This window comes from Citreicoccus inhibens (assembly GCF_019039035.1).
Lineage (GTDB): Bacteria > Myxococcota > Myxococcia > Myxococcales > Myxococcaceae > Citreicoccus > Citreicoccus inhibens.
This window is the reverse complement of record NZ_JAHNZT010000010.1, coordinates 31,949-49,350: the sequence shown is the minus strand read 5'-3', so window position 1 is coordinate 49,350 and position 17,402 is coordinate 31,949. Positions and strand designations below refer to the sequence as shown.

The window sequence follows — 17,402 nt, the reverse complement described above, 5'->3', positions numbered from 1 at the left end:
TGTGTTCTCTCTCCTTCCGTACTCGAGACGCTTTAAAGCGCCTTCCACGCGGTCAAAAGCTTCGAAGCGACTTCCGTGGTGATGAGGGGAAGAACACCGCCACCGCCCACGATGTTGACGATTTCGGACATCGAGCCTCGGCAGACGCCTCCCCAGGCCGGCTGCTTGCCCAGCCCCACCGAGGCATAGGCCGAGTAGTCCACGAAGAACGATGTGGGCAGCACGCTGTTCTCGCCGCACAGGAGGTGATCCTCGGGCGTGGTGTCCACGATCTCCTGCACCACATACCCACCGCCCGCCGGATCCGTGGCGGCGCGCTCGCACAGCTCCGCCCACGTCAGCGAGGCCCCATACGCGGCCTTCACGCGCTCCTCGTAGGGCACCGTTCCCACCGAGCGCCCCAGGAACACGGCCTTGCCGCCATAGTCCCACGAGCGCTTCAGGACGAAGCGGCCGGGGTCCGCGATGACCGCGGCCACCACATCCGAGACGCGCGAGCCATCCGGCGCGGTGCCCGGCGCATGGCGGAAGGGCCGGGTCCAGGGCACGGACGAAGCAATCGCCTCCAGCTCCTCGGGCGTGAGCTTCGCGCGCTCAGCGAGCGCGGGCTCCGTCAGCGCCTGGGAGAGCAGGGCGAACGTCGTCTTGACCTCGACCTGTGAGGCGGGGGGATTCAAGAAGACCGCCTTCTTGCCCGGCACCACGCCCAGGAAGTCCTCGACCCAGGGCGACGGCGTCTCTTCCAACCGACGAACGAAGAGGTGGCGGTACACCAGGTCGTAGCGCTTGCCCTTCACGACGAACGCGTCGTCTCCAGACACCTCGTCCGGATGCACCACGTCCGCGTCGGCGCCGTACTCCCGGAAGCGCTCGCACAGCCACCGCAGCTCGGACACCTGCGCGTCGTTGCGCCGGCAGAGGAGGGCGACCGTCTCGGGCATCTTCCCCGCGCGCTCCGCCGCGTAGCCATCCAGCAGCGCCCGGTACAGCGCCAGGGGGTTGCTGCCGTTGAGCGCAAGCAACGCGCCCAGCCCCTTCTCAGGGTAGCGGAAATGCCGGCCCACGACCTCGATGAAGGTGCGGGCCGCGATGTCCGAGTAGCCCTGCATGGCCGGGATGGTGGCGTTGACCTCCAGCGCCCACGGGCGGCCGCCCGAGACGAAGTAGTCCACGCGGGTGGTGGCCAGGCGGGTGGCCTGCCTCCAGGTGCGCTCCGCGAGCGAGCGCTCCAAGGGCGACAGCGCGCCCAGCAACAGCTCGGCATCCGGCCCGTCGAGCACGGCCCGGGTCATCTTGACCGTGGCCGAGGCGAGGTGCGCCGAGAGTCCCGCGCGTCGACGGATCTCCGCCGCGTCGAGGATCACCGGCGTGGCGGTGACGGGGATGGGCCGGGTGCTGCCATCCGGCTTCGTCACCGCGAGCCCGCGCTGATAGGCCACGCGCGCCAGCTCGGGCCCGAAGTGCTGCGCCTGTCTCCGAAGTACGTCCAGTAGCTCTTGCACGGCGCGGACCCTACGTCCAAGGGGCAGGGGTGGTCCACCCACCAACGCACGGGCAGGGCCTCTCTTCCCGGTAGGGCAGTGGCTCCTGCCATCCGACACGTGCCCGCCCGCGAAGGGAGCGGGCGGGGGCAGGCGCCAGGTCGGGCCCGTGCGATGGCTCGCCATCGACCGGAGGCCTCATGTCTGGGGTGGGCTCGGGGCCCGAGCTTGCGCGCAAGCGTAGACTGGCTTACAAACGCAACTCATTTTCACTTGAAACCGAGTTGACGTGAGCATGCTCCGCCGCCCCCCCCATCCGAGACACCGTGCCTCGCGCCCAGCGCTGCTGGCGCTGGTGCTCATGTGTGCGGTGGCCTACGCGGGGAGCGTGCTGCACTTCGCGCTCGTCCAGCACGTCACGTGCTGGGAGCACGGCGAGGTGATCCACCTGGACGAGGTGGCACGTGACGGACGCCAGAAGGCGATGGAGTCGGCCTTCGATGACGTCCGCATCGCGCAGTCGAATCGGGCGATGCCCGTGAGGCACGGCGCGGAGGCGCACTGCCACCACGCCTTCTGCCGCCGGGAGGCACCTGCTCCGGCGTCGAGCCTCATGCAGTCGCCGGTGTTGTCCTCCCGAGCCAGCCCCGCGCTCGCCGTGTTCCGCTTCCACGCGGAGCCCGTGGAGCGGTTGCGGCTCGCCCCCAAATCCTCACCGCCTCGCGTCTGAGTCCACGTCCGGAGCGCGCGTTCGTGCGCGAGGGCACTCGTGTGCCCCGTCGCCAACGCGCGTCCTGCAGATGCGACCGCTGGGTTCGTGCACGCGAAGAGCGTGACCCGGCCCTGAAGCGTCGCGTCGTCGGATGAGTTGCTGAGCGGACCGTGCTCGGCAGGTGCCGACCTCGCGTGGGCTCTCTTCCGTCTCACCGCAGTCCTGCACGCGCGCTGTGACTCGTCTCTCTGGGGACGCGCCGCGGCGACGTGTGCGCCCCTTCACGTCGCATCCACACTGGAGTCACACCATGAAGAAGTCCCTGTCCGCAGTCCTGCTGTCCGCCGCGTTGCTCTCCGCGTGTGGCGATGATTCTTCCAAGCCTTCCTCTGTGGTGGATGAGGAGGGGTGTGAGCACTTGCAGAAAGGACCCGGCGTCAGCCTCTCCGCCGTGCGCGAGGGCACGGGGCCCGCGGTGAGCAATGACCACAAGCGCTACGACATCGCATTGCAGGAGGTGGCGGGCGGCAAGGGCGGCGCGGTCTCTTTCGCGGTGACCGCGGCCGAGGACTACGTCCTCTTCACGAACGTCGATGTGCCCGTGACGGTGACGACCTCGGGCGGACAGGTGGTCGAGGCAGAAGCGCACGCGACAAGCTCCGAATCATGCACGGATATCCGGGGCCGCCACGTGGTCCCGCTCGGCGTGGGCACGCACACGTTGACCTTCGGTCCGACGACGGTTGGTCAAGTGTCGCTCGTCATCGAGGAGTCGGGCGAGCATGAGCACGCGCACTGAGCCATGGCCACGACCTCGCGCATCCCCCTCGATGACCTGCGCCGTGACGGGGCACGACAAGTCCATGGCATCCCGGGCCGGGCTGGCCGCCGACACACGGTGGTCGTGGAGTTGCTGAGTCCGCGAGGCGATGGCGTGCCGCGCGGACGAACCGCACGTGGAACGTTCGCGCGGCTGCTCACGCGTACGCTGAGCGCGCTGCGCGCCGACCCACGAGGCCCCAGTCGCCGCGCCATGAGGTGAAGCAACGGACGCGGCGGAGCGCGGTCCGCGCGGCGTGCGGCAGGGGCGACCCGACCTGCTGCACGTCGCACGGACGCGGACAGGCACCTTCCGGAGCCAATCTGCGCGTGCGCACGGCGCGGACAGGCCCTGGGCGACGGATGGGCCTGGTGCGATCCGAGGACGACGCGTCCGTGCCAGTCCCTGAACGAGCTCCGCTGTCCTGCCGATGACGGAGAAGAGGGGGCTCCCGCGCGGCGCTTGACGTGCGCGAGGCATTCGCATTTCTAGGCGTCCGGTTCCCAGGAGACGCCATGCCTTCGTTTCGCCTGAAGCAGGACCAGACCGCGCTGCTCGTCGTGGACATCCAGGAGCGCCTGTGCGCGGTGATGGATCGGGACGAACTGGACCGGATGCTGGCCCGAACGAACGCGGCCATCGAGGGTGCGCGAGCGCTCGGCCTGCCGGTGCTCGTCACGGAGCAGTACCCCAAGGGCCTCGGGCCGACGCACTCGCTCTTGCGCATGCGGCTGGGGGACGCGAAGCCGATGGAGAAGCTGGAGTTCAGTGCGGCCGTGCCCGAAGTGCTCTCCGCATTGGGGACGCGCCGTCAGGTCCTGGTCGTCGGCATGGAGACGCACATCTGCATCTTCCAGACGATCCGCGACCTCTCGGAGCGCGGCTTCGAGCCCTATCTCCTCGCGGACGCCGTCCTGTCTCGCACGGCGGAGGATCGGCGCGTGGGGCTGGAGCTGGCCCGGGACGCGGGTGCGCGGGTCCTCACGGTGGAGGCCGCGCTCTTCGACTTGCTCGGGCGCGCGGGCACGCCCGAGTTCAAGAAGATCTCCGCCGCGGTCCGCTGAGTTCGCCGTTCAGCTCGGCTTGCTCACCGCGTTGCGCACCAGGCGCACCGCCATCGCGAGCCCCACCAGGACGGCCGAGACAACGGTCTGCGAGCCGCCCACCGGGAAGTCGTTGAAGTAGGCGAACAGGTAGCCACCCACGCCCGCGATTCCGCCGGCGAGGGTGGCCGCGAGGAACGTCCAGGGCAGGCGCAGGTCCAGCACCAACGCGGCGATGGCGGACACCGTGGAGAACGCGAACACGGGCAGCGACCCCAGTGCCCGCGTGGACACGCCCACCATGACGCCGATGGACACCATGAGCACGGTGTCCAGCACGCGCACGGGCAGGCCCTGCACACTGGCGCCCACTCGGTCGAAGCTCGCGAAGGTGAGCCCGCGGTACCACCACAGGTGGATGAACAGCACGAGCCCCCCGACGATGGCCACCGTGGCCAACTGCTCCGGCGTCACGAGCACGGCGGTTCCGAACAAGATGCCTTGGATGTCATGGGCCTCCTGCGAGATCCGATCGCCCACGAGGATGGCCGCGCCGCCCGTGAGCGCGTAGGCCATGCCCAGCAAGCTCTCCCGAGAGAGCCGCAGTCGAGCGGGCTCGACCATGAGCAGCAGCGTGGCGGCCACGGCCAGCAAGGTGGCGCCCAGCACGGGCTCTACATGCATGCCCAGGTGGATCTCCGAATAGAAGGCCAGCGCCACGCCCAGGCCCGCGGAGTTCGTCACGGCCGCGCTGACGAACACCATGCGCCGGAGCACCACATACACGCTGAGAAATCCCAGCACGCAGCCCGCGATGAGCGCGCACAGGATGGGATCGCGGAACAGCTCCCAGCCCGCGCGGAACTGCTCCCACTTGGAAGGGTCAACCAGCGTCTGTTCCACGGTGTGGTCCCGGAGGTGCGCGTTGGCAGTAATCGTCGCCGTACTGGCGTCGGAAGGCGGGGTGGCAGAAGACGGTGCGCGCATCGCCCATCACGATGGCGGACGTCTCTCGGTCGACGAAGAGAAGGACATCGGCGTGCTCGGCGGCCACGATGAGGTCGTGGCTCACCACGACGACGCCCAGCCCGCGCTCGCGAGACAGCGCGCACAGTCGCTGCATCGTCTCGCGCTCGGCCACCGCGTCCATGGCGGCCGTTGGCTCATCCAGCAACACAAGGTCGGCCTCGGTGGCGATGACGCGCGCGAGGAGGGCACGCTGCTTTTGGCCCTCGGACAGCTCGCGGTAGGGACGATGGGCGATGGCGCGTGCGCCCGCCGTGTCGATGGCGGTGTCCACCGCGTGGCGATCCGAACGCGCGGCGAAGGGCCGCAAGAAGTTCCACCCCGACAATCGGCCCCAGGCGGTCAGCTCGCGCGTGCGCACGGGCAACAGTGCGTCGATGGCGGACGTCTGCGGCACATAGGCACTGCGCACGTGCGGCCCCGCCCGAGAGACGGAGCCCGACACGGGCTCGATCAAGCCCAGCAGGGTCTTGAACCACGTGCTCTTGCCAGAACCGTTGCGGCCGATGACCGCCACGAACTGTCCGCGTCGCACCGTCAGGTCGATGGGCGGCAACATTGCCTTGCCGCCATAGCCGATGACGAGCTTCTCGCAGGAGAGGAGCGGCTCGCCCAGTGCCTTCTCGGCGGGGAGGTGCGAGGCCTCCTCGCTCGACGTGCCCGGTTCACCGGCCTTCACGTTTCACCTCCGCGGTCGGTCCCAGTCGGGCCACGTTCGCGAGCAGCGCGAGGCGCACGGCCTCGTTCGCGGGAGCATCGAGATCCAGCACGCCATCCGCCGCGGGCACGACCGCGGACCAGTCCACGCCATCAAACAGCGCGGGCGTCACCTCCAGTTGGAGTCCAAGCAGAACGCGCGGCTTGTTCTCTCGGTCCGAGGGGACATCCAGGGCGCTGTTCAACACGGCCACGGGCTCGCCCGCGTCTCCGTCCGGAGCGGTGAGCTGGGTGAGTCGGAAGACGCGCTCGCCTTGGAGTCGTGGCGTGGCCCGACTGTCGCGCACGGCGCCGGTCAGGCGCAGCGCGGTGACGGTCCACCGGCCCTTCGTCACCGTGGTCTGCGGAAGCTCGCAGCCGGGCTGGCACGTGAGCACACGGGGCTCGGGGGCGAGGAGGTCGAGGTCCGCTTCGACTGGCAGGCTCGCCACGGTGCGTGTGCTGACACCGCCACCGCTCAACTCGGCCGCGACCTCGTCATAGGGCACGAGGGCGCCGTCATCGCGGTGACAGTGTCCGCCGTGGCACAGCGTGTAGCCCTCGGGCGGGTTCGCGGGATCGAACGCGGTGGCGCCCGAGCTGCCGCCCGAACTCGCGAGCAAGTCGATGTCGCCCAACGTCACCGAGGCCTGGGTCAGCCTCACCTGAAAGTCCGAAGCGAGCTGGGCATAGCCCTGACCCGCGTCGCGGTCGGCGGGGGTGACGTAGCCGGCGCGGACGGTGGGCTCCAGGACGGCGAAGCCCTCGCCGTCACCGAGCGCGCATCCCGACAGGAGCAGCAGGGGAAGGAGTCGTGTGGCGCGCATGGCGTCAGTTGCCCTTCCCCGCGAGGCCCTGTTCGAGCTTCGTCACGAAGGCATCCATGTGCTGGATGTACGTCTGCCCCCCGCGGAAGTCGGTGCCGCCGGGCAGCACGACGAGCGGCGCGGGAATCTTGGACGCGACGAGGCGCGCGGTGCCGTCGGGGTAGTACTCCTCGCGCAGCACCAGGCGCGCCTTCTTGGCCTTGCCCACGGTGAGCACCTGGGCCACGTGCGACGGATTGGGCGGGATGCCGGGCTTGGGCTCGAGGAACTCGATGGTGTCGAACCCGAGCCAGTCCTGAAGGTACGCGGTCGTCTTGTGGTACGCGATGACGGGAGCGCCGCGCAGGCCCGCGAGCCGCTTCTCCCAACCCGCGCGGGCTGCTTCCAACTCGCGGCTGAACTTCTCCAGGTTGGCCTTGTAGGTCGCGGCGTTCGCGGCATCGAGCTGCTCCATGCGCGCCTCGATGCCCTTCGCCACCGCGAGCGCTGCGCGCGGGTCATAGGTGAAGTGCGGATTGCCACCGGGGTGCACGTCGCCCTGGCTGCGATCCACCTTCACGGTGGGCGCCTCCAGGACGTGGACGAACTGGGACGCGTCCAGATAGCCGGGGTTGCCCGTCTGGATCCGCTTGTTGCGCGCGCCGATCTGCAGCGTGGGCAACCAACCGATCTCCAGGTCCAGACCTTCGGCGATGAGCAGGTCCGCGCGATTGATGGCCAGCGCCAGGTTGGGCTTGGCGTCCACGAAGTGAGGATCCTGCGTGGGGAGGGCCAGGGCCTGGACCTCCACCTTGTCGCCGCCCACGGCCTTCGCCAACGCGGCGAGGTCGGGAAGGGTGGCGACGACCTTGAGGTCCGCCAGCGCGGGCGCGGCGAAGAGGGACACAACGGCGGCACACAGGGCCGCGAGATGAGAGATGAGTCGCATGTCAGGGGCTCCTGGATGGGTCAGAAGGCATGGGCGCCGTGGGCACCCGTCACGACTTCGAGCGCGAGAAAGGCCGAGTAGTCCGGCGTGTCGCGCCAGCCCACGCGGTCCGTGGCGGCCTGCAAGCGCAGGCGAGAGAACTCGGTGGGCCAGTACGTCACCTGCGCGGAGATGCGCTGGCGATTGGCGGTCCACTCGGGATCGAGCGGGTCGTCCGCGACGAGCCCCGCGCGGTTGTGCGCGGGCGTGCCGAACTCGTAGCGCACGCCCGTACCCCACCGCTTGGCGAACCGCCACACGGTCTGCGCGTAGCCGCCCCAGTCCGTGAGCAGGTCGTCCGGGACCTGGCGCCGGCGGTAGAGGACCTCCGCCTGGAACACGAGCTGCTGGGAGCTCTCGGCGCGGATGGGGCGGAACTTCAGGTACACATCCGTCCCGTAGATGCTGGTGTGGTTGCGGTACCCGGTGGGATTCGGTCCCGTGGCGGTGGACAGGCCCCAGAGCAGGGACAGGTCATCGCTCAGCGGGAAGAACTGCTTGATGGCTCCCGTGTACTGAAGATCCCAGGGCGAGAGCACCCGCTCGTTCGCCGCGCCGAAGAAGCTGCGCGCGGTGCCTTCGCCCTTCGCGTCGGTGCTGCTGCCAACGACCTCGACGTACCAGGGCAGCGGGGTGAGCCACGAGGCCTCCACGCCGAGCCCTCGGTTGCCCTCGCCTCCAAAGTCGCGGCTGATGACGAAGGGCTGGTCCACGAAGTCCCACGTGTGGGGATGCGTGGCGTTGATGCGGCCGAAGCGGGTGAGGAACTGTCCGGCGCGCAGCTGAAGGTTGGCCGGAAGGTCCAGGGTGGTGACGTACGCCTCTTCAATCTCCACGCCGAACTGGCTGAAGACGAGGTTGCTGTCGAAGCGGAAGTACGGATCCACCACCGAGCCGATGGACAGCTCCAGTTGCTGGAGGTTGAACCCATTGGAGGTGGGGTCGTGCCCGCCGCCTTGCAAGGGCTCCTTGGACGAAAAGCCCGCCGCGGCGATGTCGAGGATGAAGCTCAGGTCCAACAGGTTGTTGCCGCCGCTGAGCGCCGCTGGAAGCTTCAGGGGGGTGACCCCCGAGTCATCCGTCGCGGTGGGCGAGGCCGGTGACGCCCCCGAGCTTGCCGGCGGCTTGCTCGCGGACGTGTCCTTGCCCACGGCGGATTCGATCTCCGCCATGTCCTCGGGACTCAGGGGGGGGGACTCGGTGCTCGACCCGGGAGGCGGGGAGTTGTCGGAAGGCGGGGACGACTGCGATTGCTGGGCGCGCGCGGCCGAGCCACAAAGGCCCAGGGCGAGCGCAATGCCCAGGAGAACGCCAGGAACCTGGCGCGACGGAAATGACACGGAATGCTCCTCGAAACCGGACGCCCGCGAACTGGCGAGGGCGGACGTCGACGCGAAAGACCTGCAATGGCCAACGAAACGCTACGCGGACAGCGAGCGCACGGGCGGCGAGGCCTTCGGGGCGGTGTCGAGAACAGCGAGCGGGGTGAACGGAGTCGGCGGAGCAGTGGCCGGCGGGCTCACCGTCCAGCATGTCTGCGGGCGGACACCCGAGTCGGCGTGCAGGGCCTGCAACTGGGGGGCGCCGGTGAGAACGGGGCACGTCTCGTGGGTGGGACGTGTCGAGTCCGCCACCGCGGCGGGGATGCTCGAGAGCGCGGGCGCGTTCGCCGCGAGGCGCGCCATCCCCATGCTCGTGCCGCGGGCGCTCTCTTCAAACGCCTGATGCTCGGGGCAGAAGCGGTGTGCATGCTCCTGGACATGCAGCACCATGCCCAACGGCTGGACAGCCCAGAACGCGACGAGCAACGTCGCGACGATGCGAGCGAGGCTGTGGGAGCGCGTGGGCATCAGGGCAGGGGAAGGATCTTGCTTGCTCTACTGACGGGGTTCAAGGGTGTCAAGGCGCGGGGATTCCGCCAGAGGGCCGAATCCACAGCAGCGGCGTGGGGTTCTCCGAGCGCTGGAAATGGGGCGGGACGCGGTGCGTTGGGTGCGTGACTCCTCATGAACGGACAAGCGGGCGGGCAGTTCATTCCAGTGGCGCGGCTGTCGGACCTGGATGCGCGAGGCCGCGCGGTGGTGCGCGTGGGGGACACGAATATCGCGCTGGTGCGAGTGGGCGAGCAGGTGTTCGCGCTCGCGGACACCTGTCCTCACCGCGGCGGCCCGCTGTCTCAAGGCGACGTCGCCGGGCACCTGCTCCACTGCCCGCTGCACGCCTGGCCCTTCGACGTGCGCACGGGAACCTGCCCCGAGCGCCCAGGCGTTCGTGTTCGCATCTATGAGGTGGCGCTGCGAGGCGACGAGATCCTCGTGGACGCTTCGGGTAGCTTCCCCGCCGTCTGAACGCTGGCCAATGCCAGGGAGTCGCCACCCCGTGCCCTCGTCCCGAGTCCGTCGTCGTCCCGCCCCCTCGTCGCGCGCGCCCGCTGGAGCCGCGAGGCCTGATCCGACCGCCATGGCCGCGGCGGTGGGGCAGTTCCTGCGTGCCGCGGGGCTCCCGCTGGAAGACGCCAACCTGGTGGACACCCCGGGGCGCGTGGCCGAGGCCTGGGTGAACGAGTTCCTGGACGGCTATCTCCAGACCCCCGAGTCCGCCCTGGGCGAGACCTTCCCCGCGCCGCCGGACTCCTCCGGCGAGATGGTCGTGGTGACGGACCTGCGCTTCCATTCCATGTGCCCGCATCACCTGCTGCCCTTCACGGGTCGCGCGCATGTGGCCTATGTGCCGGGCTCTCGCGTGGTTGGCTTCGGTCGCCTCTCCGCGCTGGTGGACTGCTTCGCTCACCGGCTCATCCTCCAGGAGGACCTCGCTCGGCACGTGGCGGGCTCGCTGGCCAAGGTCCTGGGCAGTCCCGCCACGGCCTGCATCATCGAGGCGGAGCAGTCCTGCTTGCGCTTGCGGGGCGATCATCAGCGGGACGCCACCACACACGCGGAAGCCTATGAAGGACGCCTTCGGCGCGAGGGTCCGCTGCGGCGCGAGCTGTGGGCACGGCTGGGAGCGCGGCGATGACGGAGCAAGCGCACTTTACCCGCGTGGAGCCCGAGCGGGTGGCAAGGCTCCTCGCCGACCTCGCTCGGGTGCTCACGCCGGGGCAGGTGCGCCAGGACGCGGAGACGCTCGCGGCCTATGGCCGTGACGAGTCGGACAGCGGAGAGTTCCTCCCGGACGCCGTCGTCTTTCCGGACGACACCGCGCAGGTCTCCGCCGTGTTCAAGCGATGCCAGGTTCACGGTGTGCCCTTCACCCCGTGCGGCGCGCGCAGTGGCAAGAGCGGCGGTTCGCTGCCCCTGCGAGGCGGGCTCGTGGTCAGCCTGGAGCGGATGAATCGCATCCTCGCCATCTCCGTGGAGGACCTGACCGCGGTGGTCGAGCCGGGCGTCATCACCGGGGACCTGATGCGCGCGGTGGAGGAGCGAGGCCTCTTCTATCCACCCGATCCCAACTCGTGGGAGTTCTGCACGCTCGGGGGCAACGTCGCGGAGAACGCGGGCGGCCCGCGGGCGCTCAAGTACGGCGTCACGCGGGACTACGTCATCGGGCTCACCTGGGTCACGCCGGAGGGGGAGATCCTCCAGGTCGGGCGCCGCACCATCAAGGGCGTGGCGGGGTATGACCTCGTGGGCCTCTTCGTGGGGTCGGAGGGAACGCTCGGCGTCGCCACGGAGATCATCCTCCAGCTCATCCCGTTGCCTCGGCGGGTGATGACGGCGCTCATCGTCTTCCCCTCGGTGCTGAGCGCCGCGCGCGCCGTGTCCGCGGTGCTGGCCGCCGGCATCCTGCCTCGCTGCCTGGAACTCATCGACGACGTGGCCATCGCGGCCATCGTCCACCGTGGGAGCTTCGCGTTTCCTCCGGGCGCGGGCGCCGCGCTCATCGTCGAGGTGGACGGCAACGCGCAGGAGGGCGTCCTCGCCGAGTTGTCCCAATTGGGGGCAATCTGCGACCGCCAGGGCGCCACCCAGTCGCTCGTGGCCCAGGACGACTCGCAGCGAGAGAAGCTGTGGGCCGCGCGCCGGGTCATCTCTCCCGCCCTTCGGGCGCTCAAGCCCGCGAAAATCTCCGAGGACATCGTCGTCCCACGTTCGAGAATCCCTGAGATCATCGAGCGCCTGAAGGCCATGGGCGCCGAGCTGGGCCTCACTGTCGCCACGTACGGCCACGCGGGGGACGGCAACCTCCACGCCAACATCCTCTACGACGGACCCGCGCAGCGTCCGTTGGTGGAAGAAGCTTTGCGCCGCATGTTGTTGATGACGGTGGAGCTGGGTGGAACGATCACCGGCGAGCACGGTGTAGGCCACGCCAAGCGGGAATATCTGGCGCTGGAGCAGTCCGCGGCGTTGCTGGATCTCCAGCGACGGCTCAAGGCCTTCTTTGACCCATCAGGTCTGCTCAACCCGGAGAAAATGTTCCCCGCGCCCAAGCGTTCCTAGTCCGTGGGCCGAATCGCTCGAACCACGTGTGTGCGTCGCGCTTCTCACGTTCCAAGTCCTGAGAAGGCGATGCGCGTGATGGGCTTTTGACACGCTTAAGGGCGTGGAATGTCCCCGTGGCAGGAATGAGAAACCCTTTCCGTCGTTGCGCGTCCTAGATGCATGCGGACGCGTTTCGACGGGGGACGAGCGCTTCCGGCTGCATTTGAACGGAGGACGGGAAATCATGGCCAACTCGACGAAGTATGCGGCAGAGGGACTGTCGCAATACCTGCGTCACCTGGGGGGGCACCAGCAACTGACGCGCGAGCAGGAGTACGAGCTGGCGCGGCTGGCGCGAAAGGGTGACGAGAGCGCTCGGCAGACGCTCGCCAGTTCCAACCTGGCGTTCGTGGTCGCGGTCGCCAAGAAGTTCGCAAACCGCGGTGCACGCCTGGATGACCTCATCCAGGAAGGCAACGTGGGCCTGATGAAGGCGATCGAGCATTTCGATCCCAAAAAGAATGTGCGTTTTGCCACGTACGCGGTGTGGTGGATTCGGGCCTACATCACCCGCTACTTGAAGGACAACCGCAGCCAGGTGCGCGGTGGCGAGGCGGAGCGAGGCAGCATGGTGGACTTCTCGCTGGACGCCACCATCGACGAGGAAGGCGAGACGACCTTCCTAGATCGCATCGAGGACAACGGCCCCTCGCCCCAGGACACGTATCTGTCGCGCGAGCAGGACACGGAGATCCAGGAGGCCCTCGCCAAGGTCCGCAAGCGCATCGGCGACCTGGGCTGGGACATCCTCACGGAGCGGCTTACTCAGGACAAGCCGCTCACGCTGGAAGAGCTGGGACAGCGTTGGGGTGTGTCGCGCGAGCGCGTGCGCCAGGTCGAGCTGAAGACGAAGAACTTCCTGGAGCGCTACCTCTCCGCGTTCAACGAGAACGAGGAGCACACGGCGACGGCGGACGCCGCCTGAGGCCCCCAGGGCGTCGTGCGTCCCCCATCCGGGCGGGACTGGCAGGGGAGCTGGCCCTGCTGGTTCCGCCCGTGTCGTTGCGGGGAAGCAGGGGACGCTCTGGGTTGCTGGTGGGCGAGCGTGCGTGGTAACACGACGGTCCATGCGCCTGAAATTGCTTGCCCTTTTGCTGCTCGCGACGCTGCCGGCACAGGCCGCGGATTCCGAGCTCCTCGCGAACCTGGATGCGCTCTACGCCAAGCGCGGTGACGCCGCGACGGTGAAGGAGCTGGAGGACGCGCTCAAGAAGGCAATGGAGGCGGCCCCCAACGACTACGCGTTGGTGTGGCGCACGGCGCGCATCCGGCAGTGGGAGGCTGATGGCGCCATGGACTCGAAGCTCAAGCGCGTGCTGGGGCGCCAGACGTGGGACCTCGGAGAGCGGGCCCTGAAGCTCGCCCCGGACCGCGTGGAGGGGCACTACTACGCCGCCGCGGGCATTGGCGCGTACTCGCAGGCCGTCGGGGTCATGAAGGCCCTGGGCGAGGGTCTGGAGGGCAAGTTCAACGAGCGGCTGGATGCGGCGCTGCGCATCGACCCCACGTTCGCCCGGGGCTCGCCCTGGCTGGCGAAGGGCCGCTACCACTACGAGCTGCCGTGGCCCAAGCGAGACCTGGGGAAGTCCGCGGCGTTCTATGAGAAGGCGATCGCTAAGTTTCCGGAGATGCTCCGGGCGAATTACTACCTGGCCGAGACGTTGCTGAAGGACGGCAAGGCCAAGCAGGCGCGCGAGGCGATCCAGAAGGTGAAGCAGGGCAGTACCGCGTTCGACCCTCCCGAGGGCCAGCGCATCCAGGAATGGGCCAAGAAGGTCGAGGCCGACATCGAGGAGGAGCTCAAGTGAGGGCAGAGAGTCAGGTCGCAGCGGTGACTGCCGCTTCCGGGTCGCAGGAGCAGAACCTCGTTCAACTGCTCGTTCAGCGCGCCCAGAATGCCTCCAAGGCGGGGCTCACCCACAAGGTGGATGGGCGTTGGCAGGATGTGACGTTCGGGCAGGTGTTGGACGAAGTGAAGGTCGTGTCGGCGGGTCTCATCGCCCAGGGCATCAAGCCGGGCGATCGCGTGGCCATCTTCGCCAACACCAGTCTCAAGTGGATTGTCTGGGACCTGGCCATCAGCGCGGCGCAGGCCATCACCGTCCCCATCTATTCGTCCAACACGCCGGACGAGTGTCGCTACATCATCAACCACTCGGAGACGGTGCTTCTCTTCGTCGACTCGGACGAGAAGGACGCGAAGCAGGTCGGGCGCTTGACCCGCATCCGCCAGCGCCTGTCCGAGTGTCCCACGCTCCGCCGGATCGTCGTGCAGGACGGTCAGGTGGCGGCCGGCGGCGTGGAGGTGCCGCTCGCGGACCTGATGAAGCAGGGGCAGGCCGAGCACGAGGCCCATCCCGGCGCCTTCGATGAGCGCGTGGCCCAGGTCGGCGCGGACGATACCAACTGCATCATCTACACCTCGGGCACGACGGGAGACCCCAAGGGCGTCATCCTCACCCACGGCACCTGGGCGTACCAGGCGCAGGCCACCCAGTCGATGGGCCTGATGGTGCCGGGTGACTCGGTGATGCTCTTCCTCCCGCTGGCGCACGTGTTCGCGCAGGTGGCGAAGGCCGCGTGGTTGAGCATGGGCTACCGGCTCATCATCGCGGAGTCGGTGGACAAGCTGCTGTCCAACCTGGTGGAGACGCGGCCCACGGTGCTGCCGTCCGTGCCGCGCGTCTTCGAGAAGGTCTACAACAACGTGGTGGCCAACGCCGCTGCGGCGCCGGGCATGAAGGGCCGGCTGGCCCGCTGGGCCTTCAGCCTCTTCGATGAGTACGCCGACGCGCGCATGCAGGGGCGGGAGTACAACTCGCTGCGCTTCACGCTCGCCAAGCGGCTGGTGTTCTCCAAGGTGCGCGCCACCCTGGACGAGAAGCTGGGCGGCAACATGCGCGTGTTCATCTCCGGCGGCGCGCCGCTGTCGAACAAGATCGCCTACTTCTTCGATCTGCTCGGCTTCAAGGTGCTGGAGGGCTACGGCCTGACGGAGACGGCCGCGCCGTGCAACGCGAACCGCGCGGAGAAGGTGAAGATCGGCACGGTCGGTCCTCCCATCCCGGGGACCGAGGTGAAGATCGCTCCGGACGGCGAGATCCTGGTGCGCGGCCCCTGCGTCATGAAGGGCTACTACAAGAACCCGCAGGCCACCGCCGAGGCGCTGGAGCCGGACGGCTGGTACCACACGGGCGACATCGGTGAGCTGGACGCGGACAACTACCTGCGCATCACCGACCGCAAGAAGGACATCATCGTCACGGCGGGCGGCAAGAACGTGGCGCCGCAGAACATCGAGAACACCCTCAAGACGTTCCCGCTCATCAGCCAGGCCATGGTGTACGGCGACAAGCGGCCGTTCCTCGTGTCCCTCATCACCGTGGCCGAGGAGCCGGCGCGCAAGTTGCTCCAGGACAAGGGCCTGCCTGTGGGCTCCTACGCAGAGAACGCGCGGCGCCCGGAGATCAAGGTCGCGGTCGAGGAGATCATCAAGAAGGTGAACGCGGACTCGCCTCCGTACGCCACCATCAAGAAGATCGCCGTCATGGAGGCGGACTTCACGCAGGAGTCCGGTGAGCTGACGCCGACGCTGAAGGTGAAGCGCAAGGTGTGCAGCCAGAAGTACAAGACGACCATCGACGCCCTGTACGAGGGCGGCAAGTCCAACGACTAGCGTCGGGGACGCGGGGGGCCCGGCTGAGTCCGGGCCTCCCCCACTCGCATGGCCGCACGGTCGCTCGCCTGAAAAGGCAACGCCCGCTCACTCCGACAGCATGGGCCGGAGGGGAGCGGGCGGCGACTTCAGGGGGACGGGCCAGCGGCTCGCTGGCGGACCGCTCAACCCTGGTGGCTGTGAGACTTGGCCGCGACGTCCTTCTCGACGGACGAGGTGCTGGCCAGCGCTCCGGTCTTCTTCTCCTCGGGCGCGTCGGCGTGGTCATCCCCGCTGAACCCGCGCTTGAAGTTGCGGATGGCGCTTCCCAGCGAAGCGCCGAGCTGAGGCAGCCGCGAGCCCCCGAACAGCAGCAGCAGCGCCGCGAAAATCAGAATCAACTCAGGCAGCTTCAGTCCCATCGTACCGCTCCTCGCAGTTAAAACGGGCGGAGCATAGCCATGGGACGGTCCGTCCGCCAGCAACTCCCGTGGGGGTGTCACGCCTGGATGGTCGCTGGTGGACTAGGCTGAAGTGGCGCCTCTACAGGCAGCGTGAAGAAGAGCGTGCTGCCGTGCGCATCCGTCTCCACTCCGACGGTGCCACCGTGCGCTTCAATCTCCTGTCGGGCGAGGTGGACGCGGAGGGGATCCTCCAGCTTGCGCTCGCGGAACGCGCGCTCCTCGCGCAGGAAGATGGCTGCGGCGTCCTGCTCGGGAAGCGAGGCGCCGTCGCGCCGGACCGCGACGCGCACCCGAGGGCCTGCGGGCAGGGCGCTCACGCGGATCCGCTCTCCGGGTCGGGCGTGCAGCAGGTGGTGGTGCACATACGCCTCCACCGCGTGTTGGATCCGGCCCGCGTCCATCTCGACCTCGGGCAGCGGCAGGGGGGCCTCCAGCTCCAGTGAGACTTGGGCCCCTTCGGTCGCGGGGCGGGCGCGGGCCACGGCGGCCTCCAACACGGGCACGAGCGATTGGTGTTCGCGCTCACAGGCGAGCGAGCCGAGGTCCGCTCGACTCGCGTCGAAGAAGTCCTGGGAGAAGGCGAGCGCCCGGTCCGCGTTGCGCAGGATGGTCTCCAAGCCGCGCTTCGCCTTCGGCTCCAGGGGCACGCGACCATTGAGCAGCAGCGCCGCATACGAACGGATGTTCGCCAGCGAGCCGCGCAAGTCATGCGACGCCATGCCCAGGTAGCGGACCTGGCGGTCCACCTGGTCCTCGCTCCACGGGGGCCTCACGGTCCATACGAGCCGAGCCGCGTCGTCCTCCAGCCACTCCTCGCCCGCGAGCACCACGCGGCCATCGCGCTCCCACAGGCGCGTGTTTCCGGGGCGCGGGTGGAAGCCGGCCGCTTCCAGCAACTGCGAGAGCGAGCCCACGTCGGGCGGGAGCATCTCCAGGCCCAGGTGATCCAACAGGGCGCGACCGAGCAGTCGGGGGGCTCCCCGTCGAGGCAGCAGCGCGAGCCCCGGGGCGACCGAGCCGCCCTCTGTCGTCATGTCCTCGGACCCCCTCACGCGAGCGACCTCCCGGGCAGCGAGACACCGGAAGGGTGGGCAGCGACTGTCGGTTTTGCAACGTGCGCTCGCTCGGGCATGGGCGCGCGCGATTTCTTGCGGCGGCCAGCGCGAGGATGATGGAAGCTTGGCACTGGCAGCGCATCGAGGAGACGGCTCTGACCTCGCTCAATGG

At 68.7% G+C, this 17,402-nt stretch carries 18 protein-coding genes; 9 read left to right on the top strand and 9 right to left on the bottom strand.

The annotated features are described in order from the left end of the window. Window positions 1-32: 32 nt before the first annotated feature. On the bottom strand, window positions 33-1,502 hold the full coding sequence (locus KRR26_RS14830) for a hypothetical protein (RefSeq protein ID WP_217080132.1): 1,470 nt from the start codon (window positions 1,500-1,502) through the stop codon (window positions 33-35). A 274-nt stretch (window positions 1,503-1,776) separates the two neighbouring features. Here KRR26_RS14830 and KRR26_RS14825 point away from each other — a divergent pair, with 274 nt between their 5' ends. The 3 genes from KRR26_RS14825 (at window position 1,777) to KRR26_RS14815 (ending at window position 4,077) form a co-directional block, all read left to right on the top strand. Next, window positions 1,777-2,211 (top strand): hypothetical protein, encoded by a 435-nt coding sequence (locus KRR26_RS14825; protein ID WP_217080131.1) that lies wholly within the window; start codon window positions 1,777-1,779, stop codon window positions 2,209-2,211. 292 nt (window positions 2,212-2,503) lie between these two features. Next, on the top strand, window positions 2,504-2,992 hold the full coding sequence (locus KRR26_RS14820) for a hypothetical protein (protein ID WP_217080130.1): 489 nt from the start codon (window positions 2,504-2,506) through the stop codon (window positions 2,990-2,992). 536 nt (window positions 2,993-3,528) lie between these two features. Then, the gene (locus tag KRR26_RS14815; protein ID WP_217080129.1) at window positions 3,529-4,077 is read left to right on the top strand and encodes an isochorismatase family protein; all 549 of its coding nucleotides are present in this window, start codon (window positions 3,529-3,531) and stop codon (window positions 4,075-4,077) included. 9 nt (window positions 4,078-4,086) lie between these two features. Here KRR26_RS14815 and KRR26_RS14810 read toward each other — a convergent pair whose 3' ends face one another. From KRR26_RS14810 to KRR26_RS14785, 6 genes are all read right to left on the bottom strand, one after another. Beyond that, entirely contained in the window at window positions 4,087-4,959 is an 873-nt protein-coding gene (locus KRR26_RS14810; protein ID WP_120206909.1) for a metal ABC transporter permease, read from the bottom strand. Further along, window positions 4,940-5,698: a metal ABC transporter ATP-binding protein gene (locus KRR26_RS14805; RefSeq protein ID WP_233577106.1), complete on the bottom strand. Its 759-nt coding sequence runs from the start codon at window positions 5,696-5,698 to the stop codon at window positions 4,940-4,942. Before KRR26_RS14805 ends, KRR26_RS14810 begins: the two co-directional genes overlap by 20 nt. A gap of 49 nt (window positions 5,699-5,747) precedes the next feature. Continuing rightward, a complete protein-coding gene (locus tag KRR26_RS14800; RefSeq protein ID WP_217080128.1) occupies window positions 5,748-6,605 on the bottom strand; it encodes a hypothetical protein in 858 nt (285 codons plus the stop codon). A gap of 4 nt (window positions 6,606-6,609) precedes the next feature. After that, window positions 6,610-7,533, bottom strand: a complete 924-nt coding sequence (locus KRR26_RS14795) for a metal ABC transporter substrate-binding protein (RefSeq protein ID WP_217080127.1) — start codon at window positions 7,531-7,533, stop codon at window positions 6,610-6,612. Window positions 7,534-7,553: 20 nt separating this feature from the next. Next, complete coding sequence (locus tag KRR26_RS14790; RefSeq protein WP_217080126.1) at window positions 7,554-8,912, bottom strand: zinc-regulated TonB-dependent outer membrane receptor; 1,359 nt, start codon at window positions 8,910-8,912, stop codon at window positions 7,554-7,556. Window positions 8,913-8,993: 81 nt separating this feature from the next. Next, on the bottom strand, window positions 8,994-9,422 hold the full coding sequence (locus tag KRR26_RS14785) for a hypothetical protein (protein WP_120206898.1): 429 nt from the start codon (window positions 9,420-9,422) through the stop codon (window positions 8,994-8,996). A 156-nt stretch (window positions 9,423-9,578) separates the two neighbouring features. Between KRR26_RS14785 and KRR26_RS14780 the strand changes: the two genes are divergently transcribed. From KRR26_RS14780 to KRR26_RS14755, 6 genes are all read left to right on the top strand, one after another. Beyond that, on the top strand, window positions 9,579-9,920 hold the full coding sequence (locus KRR26_RS14780) for a Rieske (2Fe-2S) protein (protein WP_217080125.1): 342 nt from the start codon (window positions 9,579-9,581) through the stop codon (window positions 9,918-9,920). A 112-nt stretch (window positions 9,921-10,032) separates the two neighbouring features. Next, a complete protein-coding gene (gene folE / locus KRR26_RS14775; RefSeq protein WP_217080124.1) occupies window positions 10,033-10,590 on the top strand; it encodes a GTP cyclohydrolase I in 558 nt (185 codons plus the stop codon). Beyond that, window positions 10,587-12,014 (top strand): FAD-binding oxidoreductase, encoded by a 1,428-nt coding sequence (locus KRR26_RS14770; protein ID WP_217080123.1) that lies wholly within the window; start codon window positions 10,587-10,589, stop codon window positions 12,012-12,014. Before folE ends, KRR26_RS14770 begins: the two co-directional genes overlap by 4 nt. Before the next feature lie 226 nt (window positions 12,015-12,240). Then, window positions 12,241-12,981 (top strand): sigma-70 family RNA polymerase sigma factor, encoded by a 741-nt coding sequence (locus tag KRR26_RS14765; RefSeq protein ID WP_120206890.1) that lies wholly within the window; start codon window positions 12,241-12,243, stop codon window positions 12,979-12,981. Window positions 12,982-13,123: 142 nt separating this feature from the next. Next, window positions 13,124-13,864: a tetratricopeptide repeat protein gene (locus tag KRR26_RS14760; protein WP_217080122.1), complete on the top strand. Its 741-nt coding sequence runs from the start codon at window positions 13,124-13,126 to the stop codon at window positions 13,862-13,864. Then, window positions 13,861-15,732: an AMP-dependent synthetase/ligase gene (locus KRR26_RS14755; RefSeq protein WP_120206886.1), complete on the top strand. Its 1,872-nt coding sequence runs from the start codon at window positions 13,861-13,863 to the stop codon at window positions 15,730-15,732. Before KRR26_RS14760 ends, KRR26_RS14755 begins: the two co-directional genes overlap by 4 nt. A gap of 164 nt (window positions 15,733-15,896) precedes the next feature. Here the strand turns inward: KRR26_RS14755 and KRR26_RS14750 are convergent, their stop codons facing one another. Together KRR26_RS14750 and KRR26_RS14745 are read right to left on the bottom strand one after the other, a co-directional pair. Beyond that, complete coding sequence (locus KRR26_RS14750) at window positions 15,897-16,133, bottom strand: twin-arginine translocase TatA/TatE family subunit (RefSeq protein ID WP_120206883.1); 237 nt, start codon at window positions 16,131-16,133, stop codon at window positions 15,897-15,899. A gap of 77 nt (window positions 16,134-16,210) precedes the next feature. Next, a complete protein-coding gene (locus tag KRR26_RS14745; protein WP_217080121.1) occupies window positions 16,211-17,209 on the bottom strand; it encodes a sensor histidine kinase in 999 nt (332 codons plus the stop codon). Window positions 17,210-17,402 lie beyond the last annotated feature (193 nt).